The following is an 11,162-nucleotide window of genomic DNA, read 5'->3' on the forward strand; positions in this document are numbered from 1 at the left end:
CCCCCTGCTCCTGTGCCCCCTGCTCCTGTGCCCCCTGCTCCTGTGCCCCCTGCTCCTGTGCCCCCTGCTCCTGTGCCCCCTGCTCCTGTGCCCCCCGCTCCTGGTCGGCAGTCTGCTCCGTGCTCCTTGACGTCAGTCTCGTCGTCGGTCTCGTCGTCGGTCTCGTCGTCAGTCGTGGGGGACGACCGCCACCGGCGAGGCCGCGTGGCGCAGGGCCGCGTCGGTGACCGGTCCGATGTGGGTGCCGATGGTGGCGTGGCGGGCCGCCCGGCCGACGACCAGCAGGGCGGCGTCGGCCGAGGCGTCGACCAGATGGGAGCCGGGCCGGCCGATCGCGGCCTGGGCGGTCACCGGCACGCCGGGGAACTTCTCCTGCCAGGGGCGCAACGCGTCGGCGAGCGGCTCGGCGAGGGCGTCCGTCTCCGTGAGGCCGGCCGCGTCGGCGGGCTCGTCCGCGGGGCCGCGCCCGTACACGACCCGCAGACCGGTGCCACGCCGCACGGCGGAGTCGAAGGCGAACGCCAGCACGGCCTCGTCCGGGCCGTCGAGGTCCACCCCGACGACCACGTCACCGTCACCGTCACCGTCACCGGCACCGGAAACGGCACCGGAAACGGGCGCTTCCGGCTCGTGGGAGCCGGTGAGGGGGTCGTCCTCCGGCTTCCCGGGGTCGGCGGAACGGACCAGTACGACGGGTCGTCCGGCCCGCGCCACCACGGTCCGGGCCACGGAACCGAGCAGGAACCCGGCGGTCCGGCCCAGGCCCCGCGAGCCGAGCACCAGCAGCTCCGCGTCCGCCGCGGCGGCCACCAGGGCCGTCGCCGGGTCCCCGGAGAGACGGTCGGTGGTCACCTCCAGGCCGGGGTGACGGTGGGTGAGGTGGTCCCGGGCCCGGGCCAGGAGCTGCGCGGACCTCTCCGGGTCCGGCGGCACGGCCACCTGCGCGAGGGACGCGTACGGCACGATCAGTTGTTCCCAGGCGTGCACGAGCCGCAGCGGCACACCGCGCAGCAGCGCTTCACGGGCGGCCCAGTCGGCCGCCGCGACGCTCGCACGGCGGCCGTCCAGGCCGGCGACGACAGGACGGGCAGGGGTGGACGACATGGGAGTGGCCTCCTTCGGTGGATGGCTCCACTCTCGTGATCCGCGCCCCGAGGCAGGAGGGCCGATCGGTCCTTGATCGGGAGCCGACCGGCCGTGCCGCGGATGCCGGTGGCGGCGCCGGAGGCGCGCAGGCCTTCCCGCATCGGCACCGAAGGCGCAGACGCGAGGATGTTCCGGTCGGTGGGGTGGTCGACGCCGTCCGGAACCGGCACGTACAGTACCCTGCGGGGTATTTTGCGAGGAGTGATCGTGGAACTGGAGCTCGAGGGTGCGGACCTCAAGGCCGTGCTGAACCGGCTGCGCCGCGCGCAGGGCCAGATCTCCGGGGTGATCCGGATGATCGAGGAGGGGCGGGACTGCGAGGAGGTCGTGACCCAGGTGGCCGCCGCTTCCCGAGCCCTGGACCGCGCCGGTTTCGCCATCATCGCCACCGGCCTGCAGAAATGTGTGGCCGACATCGAGTCGGGGCGGACCAACGGCGAGGACGCCGTCCAGATGCGCGCCCGCATGGAGAAGCTGTTCCTGTCACTGGCCTGAGGTTTCTCCCTCGCGTGAGGGGCCTTCCCCCGCACGAGGGGCCTGTCACTGGTCCGGGGGCGGCCGCGGCCCGCCGGGCGGCGGGACTTCGTTCCGGGGCCGGACGGGGACCCGAAGGTGCCGTTGGGCCCTGGCCCCCGGAGGCCGGACGCCGGACGCTGGAGGGCAGAGGCAGGGGGAGCGCGTGTGCGACCGCTCCCCGTGAACGTGACGGCGGCGCCCCGCCGCCGTGGCCGCGCGGCACAGGTGCGTGCGGCGCTCGTGCGAGGACGTGAGGACTGCCATGCACCGCGTCACACCCGAACAGCGCGTACCCCGGCCGGCCGCCGCGCCGACCGCGCTCTCCAGGCTCGAACCGGCCCTGCTGGCCGTCACGGCCGGCGCCCTGACGGCCGGGGGCGTCCTCTGGCTGCTCGGCGACAGCGCGGCGGCCGACCTGTGCTGGGCCATCGGCACCATCGCCGCCGTCGGACCCGCGGTGGGCTGGGTGCTCGCCGCGCTGCGGCAGGGTCGTGCCGGTGTCGACCTGATCGCGGTCCTCGCGCTCGGCGGCACCCTGGCGGTCGGCGAGTACCTCGCCGGCGCCCTGATCGCCCTGATGCTGGCCACCGGCCGCACCCTGGAGGCTGCGGCCCAGCGGCGGGCCTCCCACGATCTGCGCGCCCTGCTGGAGCACGCGCCCCGCACGGCCCGCCGGCGCACCGGCACCGAGGTGCGCACGGTGCCGCTCGCCGAGGTCGGCGTCGGCGACCTGCTCGTCGTCGGCGCCGGCGAGGTCGTCCCCGTCGACGGCCAGGTGGTGGACGCCACCGCCGTGCTCGACGAGTCGGTGCTCACCGGCGAGTCGGCGCCCGTGGAGCGGGCCCCCGGCGACACGGTGCGCAGCGGTGTGGTCAACGCGGGCGGCGCCTTCGAACTGCGGGCCACCGCGACCGAACAGGACAGCACCTACGCCGAGATCGTCCGGCTGGCCCAGCAGGCGGGTGCGGAGTCGGCCCCCGTGGTCCGGCTGGCCGACCGCTACGCGGCCTGGTTCCTGCCACTGTCGCTCGTGGTCGCCGGGCTGGCCTGGCTGATCAGCGGTTCCGCGGTGCGGGCGGTGGCGGTCCTGGTGGTCGCCACGCCGTGCCCCCTGCTGCTCGCCGCGCCGGTGGCGATCGTCTCCGGACTGTCGCGGGCGTCCCGGCTCGGTGTGGTGGTCCGGGACGGCGGCGGCCTGGAGAATCTCGGCCGGGCCCGGACCCTGCTGCTGGACAAGACCGGCACCCTCACCGGTGGCCGCCCGCGCGTGCAGGACGTGACGGCGGCCCCCGGCCGGCAGCCCGCCGAGATACTGCGGCTGGCGGCCACCGTCGACCAGTACTCACCGCATGTCCTGGCGCACGCCATCGTCGAGGCGGCCCGCGAGCGCGGACTGGAGCCGTCGGCGGCCACGGAGGTCTCGGAGGAGGCCGGCCGGGGAGCCTGCGCCGTGGTCGAGGGCCGCAGGACCACCGTCGGCCGCCTTCAGGCCGGTACCCCGGTTCCGTCCTGGGCCCGGGCGGCCGAGAACCGTGCGCTGCTGGACGGCTCGGCCGTCGCCTGGGTCGCCGTCGACGGCCGGCCCGTCGGCGCGGTCCTGCTGCGCGATCCGCTGCGGCCCGACGCGCCCCGGACGCTGCGCCGGCTGCGCGCTGCGGGCATCGAGCGGATCGTGATGCTCACCGGCGACCGGCCCGAGCCGGCCCGCGAGATCGCCGCCGTCCTCGGCCTGGACGACGTACGGGCCGAACTGACCCCGGCCGACAAGGTGGCCGCCGTCCGCGCGGAACGCGAGCGCGCGGTCACCGTGATGGTCGGCGACGGCGTGAACGACGCCCCCGCGCTCGCCGCCGCCGACGTCGGCGTGGCGATGGGGGCGCGCGGTTCCACCGCCTCCTCCGAGGCCGCCGACGTCGTCCTCACCACCGACCGCGTGGACCGGCTGGCGGACGCCACCGCGATCGCCGTGCGCGCGCGCAGGATCGCGGTGCAGAGCGCCCTCGGGGGGATGCTGCTCTCGCTCGTGGCCATGGGCGCGGCCGCCATGGGACTGCTGCCCCCGGCCCTGGGCGCACTGCTGCAGGAGGGCATCGACGTCGCGGTCATCCTCAACGCCCTGCGCGCACTGCGCGTCGACCAGGCCGCCCGGCCGCCCCTCGAACCCGCCACGGAGGCCCTCATCCACCGCTTCGCCGCCGAGCACGACGACCTCCAGGACGTGGTGCAGGCCGTACGCGACGCCGCCGCCCAGCTGACCGAGGGCAGCCCGGCGCGGGCGCTGGCGTCGGTGCGCGAGGTGCACCGGCTGCTCACCGAGCGGCTGCTGCCGCACGAGTACGCCGAGGAGCACCAGCTCTATCCGGCGCTCGGGCCCACGCTCGGCGGCCCCGAGGCGACCGCCACCATGAGCCGCGCCCACGCCGAGATCGACCGGCTCGCCCGCCGCATCGCCACCCACCTGGCGCTCGCCGACGCGGACGGCGGCGCCCTGGCGCCCGAGCAGCTGGAGGACCTGCGCGCCTGCCTGTACGGCCTGCACACCGTGCTGCGGCTGCACTTCACGCAGGAGGAGGAGAACTACTTCTCGCTCGCGCCGTGACCCGCCGGACGGCCCTTGCGGCAGTACCGAACGGGTCCCTGGCAGGCGGCCCGGTGGGGCGCTTGGCCGGTGGGGCGAAGGAGGCCGCCATGAACAGCGGGTCGAGCGTTGTGACTCCGGCTCCCGGCCGGCGCGGGCGCCGTCGGTGGATGCGCACCGCGGCACTGGCGCTGCCGCTCCTGCTCGTCGGCGCGTGCGGGACGGGCACCGGCCCGGGCACCGGGGCCGGCACCGGCACCCCCGGGGTTCCACGACCGGGACCGGCACACCGCGGAGCACGCCGGGAGGCGCCTCGGGCCATACGACGGGCACTTCGCCAGGGGCGTCCCCGGACACCTCGTCAAGTCCCCTTCCCTTAAACGGCAATGGCGGGAGCGGCGGAACACGCGGTGTCCGCAGGGGCGTGTACTTCCTGCACGGGGAGCACGTCTCGCCGGCGCCGCGCACCGTCACCGGTCCGTCCACCGCCGCCGGGGTCCTGCGCGCCCTGCTGGCCGGTCCCGCCCGGTACGAACGCACGCACGGCCGCACCACGGCCATCCCGTCGGGTACCGCGCTGCGCTCCGTCGTCGTCCGCGACCGCGTCGCCACCGTCGACCTGTCGGGCCGCTACGACGACGGCAGCCCGTCCATGCGGGCACGGCTCGCGCAGGTCGTCTTCACCGTGACCCGGTTCCCCTCGGTGGAGAAGGTCCGCTTCGCCCTCGACGGCAAGCCGGTACGGCAGTTCGGCGGCGAGGGGATCGCGCTCAACGGGCCGGTCGTCCGGGCCGACTTCGAGGATCTGGCCCCGGCGGTCCTGGTGGAGTCGCCCATGTGCGGGGACACCGTCCGCAGCCCCCTCAGGGTGTGGGGCAGCGCCAGCATGTTCGAGGCCGTCTTCCGGTTGCGGATCACCGACGCCGCCGGCCGCACCGACGCCGACGTCCGTGTCCGGGCCACGTCGGGGACGGGCACGCGCGGGACCTTCGACGTGACGTTCCCCTACAAGAGCGCGCGCGGCGGTCCGGGCCTGCTGAAGGCGTACCACCTCTCGCCCAAGGACGGCCACCCGGTGACCGTCGACACCGTGCCGCTCACCCTGACTCGGTGACTCGGTGACTCGGTGACTCGGTGACTGTGGCTCGGTCGGCGGGCGGCCGCTCGGGAGTGGGGCGCCCCCGGGGACGTACGGCGTCAGTCGTGCGGCACCAGCGCGACCGGGCGGCCGACCTGGTGGATCAGGGCGTGGGCGACCGGACCGGTGTGCGAGCCGACCGCGGTACGCCTCCTGCGGCGGCCCACCACCAGCAGGCCCGCGCCGCTCGCGGCCCGCACGAGCACATGGGCCGCGCGGCCCTCGTGGAGGGTGTCCTGGACGACCACGGTGGGGAACTTCGCGCGCCACGGCTCCAGGAGTGCCGCGACCTCGCGTTCCGCCGCGCGCTTCACGCGGGCGCGCTGGTCGGCGTCGGGGACGCCCCGGGTGAGCGGGACGTGCCAGGCGTGCAGCACGCGCAGGGGCGCGCGGCGCAGTTCGGCGGCGTGGAAGGCGAACTCCAGGACGTCGTCGCACGGCCGGCCGACATCGACGGCGACCGCCACGTCCCGGTGGGCGGTGCGCACCGAGGGCCGTCCGGTGCCGTCCGGCAGGTGTTCGGCCTCGGCGGTCTCACCGGCGCGTACCAGCACCAGCGGGCGCTCGGCGTGCGCGGCGGTGGCCAGGGCGACCGAGCCGGAGACGAACCCGCCGACCTGGCCCTGTCCCCGGCTGCCGACGACCAGCAGCTCGGCGTCCCGCGCCGCCCGAAGCAGCGCGGGTCCGGGGGCCTCGCACACCTGTTCGGTGGTGATGGTGAGCTGCGGGTAGAGCTCGTCGAGCCGGTCGGCCGCCGACCGCAGCACCCGGCGCGCGTGCGCCTGCGGCACCCGCATCTCGGGCAGTGGCGCCGGGGTGTCCTCCTCGGGCAGGCCTTCCCAGGCGTGCACGAGATGGAGCGGGAGTCCCCGTCGCAGGGCTTCCCTGGCCGCCCAGTGGGCGGCGGCGAGGCTCTCGCGCGAACCGTCCACTCCGGCCACCACCGGTTTGCGCATGACCGTCACCTCCTGGCCCGCGTGTGGGGCCTGTCCGGGTCAGAAATGGGGCACGACGGCCACGGGGCAGCCGACGTGATGGATCACGGCGTGTGTGACGGGTCCGGTGCACGGCGGTCCGGCCCGCTCGACGAGGCGGTGCCCGACGACCACGAGCCCGGCTCCGGTGGCCGCCCGCACGAGGGCCGCCGAGGGCAGGTCGCCCACCGCGGTCACCAGAACCCGCACACCGGGGTACTCCTCGTGCCACGGCCGCAGTACGGCGTCCACCGCGCCGAGCTCCTCCTCGGCCCGCCAGGGGTCGTCCAGCGCGGCGGCGGCACTGGGGCCGAGGGCGAGCGGGGTCGGCGAGTGCCAGGCGTACAGGACCCGCAGCCGGGCGCCGCGCAGGCGGGCCGCCTCGAACGCGAACCGGAGGACCTCCTCGCAGGGGTGGCCGGCGTCGACGCCGAGCAGCACGTCCCGGTGTCCGGGGCGCACATCGGCGCCGGCGTCGCCCGCGGGGAAGTGTTCGTCCGCCGCCCGCAGGCCGGCCCGCACCAGTACGACGGGCCGTACGGCCCTGGCCACCACGCCGAGGGCGACCGATCCCACCAGGAAGCCGGTGGGGCGGCTCAGGCCGCGCGAGCCGAGCACCAGCAGCTCGGCCTCCGCGGCCGCCTTCAGCAGAGCCCCGGTCGCCGGGCCCTCGACCTGGTCCTCGTACGGATTCAGGTCGGGGCAGGCGACGCGGACCCGCTGTGCGGCCTGGCGCAGAACGCGTCCGGCCAGGTGCCGCTGGGCCGCGTTGGCCATGACGCCGTCCTCCTGGCGGGGGTGCCAGTCCCGGGCGTGCACCAGCCGCAGCGCCCGCTCGCGGCGTACGGCCTCACGGGCCGCCCACTCGGCGGCGGCCAGGCTCTCGGCGGAGCCGTCCACACCGGCGGCAACGGGCGGAAGCATGACGCCCACCTCCCGAAAAGAGGACCTGTTCCCCCGGCCTGCTCCCCGCCTTCAGGGTCGCGCCACCCGGCGCGCCGGGGCAGGGGCTGCCAGGTCCCTGCCGGGGGCCGACCGGCCCTGCCCACCACCGGGCCCGACCCCGGCGACTGGACCGACCCCGGCGACCCGGCCGACGCCCACCGGCACGGCAAGTGCCCGCCCGGCAAGTGCCCGGCAGCACGGCAGCACGGCCGGCATCCACCAACCCGACCGCCCCCTGGTGGCGGGGCCGATCCCGCCACCGGACCGATCGCGGCAGCACGGCCGACACCCAGCCACACAGCCGGCACCCGGTAGCGGGGCCGACAAGCCGCACGCCCGGCACCCCGCCGCACGCCCGGCACCCAGTGGCGGGGCCGACACCCAGTGGCGGGGCCGACACCCAGTGGCGGGGCCGACACCCAGTGGCGGGGCCGACACCCAGTGGCGGGGCCGGCACCCAGTGGCGGCCGGGCGTCAGGATGGCGGGGCTCAGTCGGGCAGCACCAGGTGGCAGGTTTCGCCCGGCTGGACGCAGACGTCGCGGTCGGCCAGGCGCACGTCGATCGGGGAGCGGTCGGAGCGGGGCACGGCGATCTCGACCCGGCTGTGCTCCATCCGCAGCCGTACGCCCCAGTGACCCCGGTAGCGGATGGCGAAGCCGTAGGAGGACAGCTCGGGCACCGGAACGGGGTCGAGCCACAGCGCGCCCTCGCGGGTCTCCATGCCGGTCAGTCCGCGCTGGACCAGGTCGAGGGTGCCGGCCATGGCGCCGAGGTGGACGCCCTCGCCGGTGGTGCCGCCCTGCAGGTCGGCGATGTCGCCCCGCAGCGCCTCCTGGACGAAGGTCCACGCCTCGGCGCGGCGCGCGCGGGCCAGCACCCAGCCGTGCACCAGGCCGCTGAGGGTGGAGCCGTGGCTGGTGCGGGCGATGTAGTGGTCGACGGTGCGCGACCAGATCTCCTCGTCCAGGTGATGGCCCAGCCGGCCGAACAGCCACTGGAGTTCGGCCGGCGAGAAGAGGTAGCCGAGCATGAGCACGTCGCCCTGCTTGGACGCCTTGTAGCGGTTGACGGTGTCGCCCTCGGCCTCCAGGATCCGGTCCAGGCGGCGGACGTCGCCGTACCGCTCGCGGTAGCCGGCCCAGTCGAGTTCGGCCAGGTCGCCGTATCCCTCGAACTGGCTGATGACGCCGTCGTGGAAGGGCACGTACAGCGTGCGGGAGACGTCCTCCCACTGTTCGAGCTCGCCGCCGTCCAGGCCGGTGCGCTCGACGAGTTCGCGCCGCCGCGGCTCGGGCAGGATGTCCAGGGCCTCCAGGGCGCGGGTGAGGACCCAGGCGGCCGTGACGTTGGTGTAGGCGTTGTCGTCCAGGCCGGGCCGGTCGGCGTCCGGGTAGGCGTCGTGGTACTCGTCGGGCCCCATCACGCCCAGGATGCGGTGCCGGCCCAGGTGTTCGTCCCAGCTGGCCGAGTCAGCCCAGAAGCGGGCGATCTGCAGCAGCATCTCGGCGCCCTTGGTGTGCAGGAACTCGGCGTCGCCGCTCGCCTCGCAGTACTGCCACACGTTGTAGGCGACCGCCGAGCCGACGTGCCGCTGGAGGTGCGAGTGGTCGGGCAGCCAGCGCCCCGAACGGGGGTTGAGATGCAGCCGCTGGGTCTCCTCCCGGCCGTCGCTGCCGCTCTGCCACGGGTACATCGCGCCGCGCCGGCCGATCGCGCGGGCCGCCGAGCAGGACTGCTCGAGGCGCCGGTGGCGGTAGCGGAGCAGGGCGCGGGAGACCTCGGGGAAGTGCAGGTTCAGATAGGGCAGCACGAACAGCTCGTCCCAGAAGACATGCCCGCGGTAGGCCTCGCCGTGCAGGCCACGGGCGGGCACCCCGACGTCCAGGTCGGCGGTGTGCGGGGAGAGGGTCTGCAGCACGTGGAACAGGTGCAGCCGCAGGATGCGGCCGGGCTCGCCGGGGACGTCGATGTCGGCCCGGCGCCACAGCTGGTCCCAGGCCGTCAGATGGCTCTCCAGCAGCTCCTCGAAGCCGGGCGCCGCGCCCACCCGGTCGATCGCGGCGCGCAGCGGGTCGCTGATGGCGGGGTCGCGGGAGGTGTGCAGGGCGGCGGTCTTGTCGATGGTGACGGTACGGCCGGGCTCCAGGCGAAGGCGCATCTCCTGGACGGCACGTGGGTGTTCCTGCCGGGTGGTGACCGCTCCGGCCGCCTTGTCTCCGCTCAGGCGGGTGGCCATGCCGACCCGGATGTCGGAGGTTCGGGTCCGGCAGCGCAGCCACACCGTGCCGGGGGCCGCGGTGCCCGAGTGCACATGGGTGAGGTGCCGGCCCTCCAGGTCCCGGTAGCGCCGTACCCCCGCGTTGGTGACGCCGCCGTCGATGGCCGCCTCCACCTCGAAGTCCGCCGCGAACCCCTCGGCGGTGAACTCGGTGCGCAGGGCGGCCAGATGCGCGTCGGCCATGTGTACGATCCGCTGCTGGCGCACGGTCAGGGACCGCCCGTCGCCGAGCCCGTAGCGGGTACGCCGCTCCAGCAGGCCCGAGTCCAGGTGGAGGACCTGGTGGTGGGCCAGGACGGTCGCCGTGTCCGGGGTCAGCCAGGGGCCGTCCGCGAGGCGGAAGCGCAGCGGCAGCCAGTTGGGCAGGTTGACCATGTCCTCGTTCTCGACCCGCCGGCCGGCGACGCGGGAGACGAGCCGGTTGTAGCAGCCGGCCACATAGGTGCCCGGGTAGTGCACGTCGTCCGCGTCGCACTCCGGCAGGGCCCCGCGGGTGGCGAAGCAGCCGTTGCCCAGTGTGCACAGCGCCTCCCGCAGTCGCTCCTGCGCGGGGTCGTAGCCGTCGTATGCCCAGCTCCCCGCCGTCACCGCCCCCACCGCTCGGTCAGACCCGCTGCGGCACGACGGCCACCGGGCACTGTGCGTGGTGCAGGAGCGTGTGGCTCGACCGGCCGAGCTGGAGGCCGAAGTGCCCCACCCGGCGCCGGGCGCCGATGATCACGAGGTCGGCGGCGGCCGAACGGTCCACGAGCACCTTGTGCGCCGGCCCTTCCACCGTGACGGGGCGCACCCGCACGTCCGGATGCCCGGCCATCGCGTCCTGCAGCAGTTCCTGAAGCAGGGCGGAGGCCCGCTCCTCGGAGTCGGAGGCCGCTTCGCCGGCCGCCGGCGGGCCGCCGCCGGGCGTCCCGTACGCGGGGGTGCGCCAGGCCCGTACGACGTCCAGGACGCAGCCGCGGGCCTCGGCCTCGCGGAAGGCGAACCGGACGGCCTCATCGCCGGTGTCGGACTCGCCGGCGCCGAGCAGGATCCGCTCGTGGGTGCCGGCCAGGCCCGCCGGGTCGCCGCGGACCACGACCGCCGGGCAGTGCGCCCGGGCCGTCACGGCCAGGCCGACCGAGCCGAGGAGCAGCCCCTTCAGCTCTCCGCGGCCGCGTGAGCCGGTGACCAGGAGCGAAGCGTTGTTGCCCTCGTTGAGCAGGGCGGTCACGGCGTCCTCGGGGATGATGTCGGTGGACACCTTAACGTCCGGGTTGCGCCGCTGGGCCCGCTCCGCCGCGGAGGCGACCACATGCTCGGCCATCACCTGCTCGGAGGGACGGCCCACGCTGCCCGAGGGGACGGCGCCCTCGTAGCGCTCCCAGAGGGAGGCGTACACCAGTCGCAGCGGCATCCCGTGCCGGGCGGCCTCGTCCACGGCCCAGTCGACCGCCGTCAGGCTCGAATCCGATCCGTCGACGCCCACGACCAGGGGCAGTTCCATCGTCCTCACCGCCTTTCGCAGGGTTGCCGCGTCGTGCGGCAATTGGGTCCCGCTGCCACGGTCGCACCCGGCGCTGGCGAGCGCGAGGGCGATTCGGCCCCT

At 75.5% G+C, this 11,162-nt stretch carries 8 protein-coding genes; 3 read left to right on the forward strand and 5 right to left on the reverse strand.

The window, feature by feature from the left end:
* Positions 1-168: 168 nt before the first annotated feature.
* Positions 169-1,104, reverse strand: a complete 936-nt coding sequence (locus ACH4UM_RS07525; RefSeq protein WP_398175072.1) for a universal stress protein — start codon at positions 1,102-1,104, stop codon at positions 169-171.
* A 249-nt stretch (positions 1,105-1,353) separates the two neighbouring features.
* Here ACH4UM_RS07525 and ACH4UM_RS07530 point away from each other — a divergent pair, with 249 nt between their 5' ends.
* From ACH4UM_RS07530 to ACH4UM_RS07540, 3 genes are all read left to right on the forward strand, one after another.
* Positions 1,354-1,641: a metal-sensitive transcriptional regulator gene (locus ACH4UM_RS07530; RefSeq protein ID WP_398175075.1), complete on the forward strand. Its 288-nt coding sequence runs from the start codon at positions 1,354-1,356 to the stop codon at positions 1,639-1,641.
* A gap of 283 nt (positions 1,642-1,924) precedes the next feature.
* The gene (locus ACH4UM_RS07535; protein WP_398175078.1) at positions 1,925-4,261 is read left to right on the forward strand and encodes a heavy metal translocating P-type ATPase; all 2,337 of its coding nucleotides are present in this window, start codon (positions 1,925-1,927) and stop codon (positions 4,259-4,261) included.
* 403 nt (positions 4,262-4,664) lie between these two features.
* The gene (locus tag ACH4UM_RS07540; RefSeq protein ID WP_398175081.1) at positions 4,665-5,354 is read left to right on the forward strand and encodes a GerMN domain-containing protein; all 690 of its coding nucleotides are present in this window, start codon (positions 4,665-4,667) and stop codon (positions 5,352-5,354) included.
* An 83-nt stretch (positions 5,355-5,437) separates the two neighbouring features.
* On the opposite strand, the gene ACH4UM_RS07545 is transcribed toward ACH4UM_RS07540, so the two are convergent.
* The 4 genes from ACH4UM_RS07545 to ACH4UM_RS07560 form a co-directional block, all read right to left on the reverse strand.
* Positions 5,438-6,334, reverse strand: coding sequence for a universal stress protein (locus ACH4UM_RS07545; RefSeq protein ID WP_398175084.1), 897 nt, complete (start codon positions 6,332-6,334; stop codon positions 5,438-5,440).
* Between the two features lie 39 nt (positions 6,335-6,373).
* Positions 6,374-7,276 carry a universal stress protein gene (locus ACH4UM_RS07550; protein WP_398175087.1) on the reverse strand — a complete coding sequence of 301 codons (903 nt, stop codon included), beginning with the start codon at positions 7,274-7,276 and terminating at the stop codon, positions 6,374-6,376.
* 510 nt (positions 7,277-7,786) lie between these two features.
* On the reverse strand, positions 7,787-10,165 hold the full coding sequence (locus ACH4UM_RS07555) for a glycoside hydrolase family 65 protein (protein ID WP_398175090.1): 2,379 nt from the start codon (positions 10,163-10,165) through the stop codon (positions 7,787-7,789).
* Positions 10,166-10,181: 16 nt separating this feature from the next.
* The gene (locus ACH4UM_RS07560) at positions 10,182-11,060 is read right to left on the reverse strand and encodes a universal stress protein (protein WP_398175093.1); all 879 of its coding nucleotides are present in this window, start codon (positions 11,058-11,060) and stop codon (positions 10,182-10,184) included.
* Positions 11,061-11,162 lie beyond the last annotated feature (102 nt).

The sequence above is a fragment of the Streptomyces sp. NPDC020801 genome, from assembly GCF_044334385.1.
GTDB lineage: Bacteria > Actinomycetota > Actinomycetes > Streptomycetales > Streptomycetaceae > Streptomyces.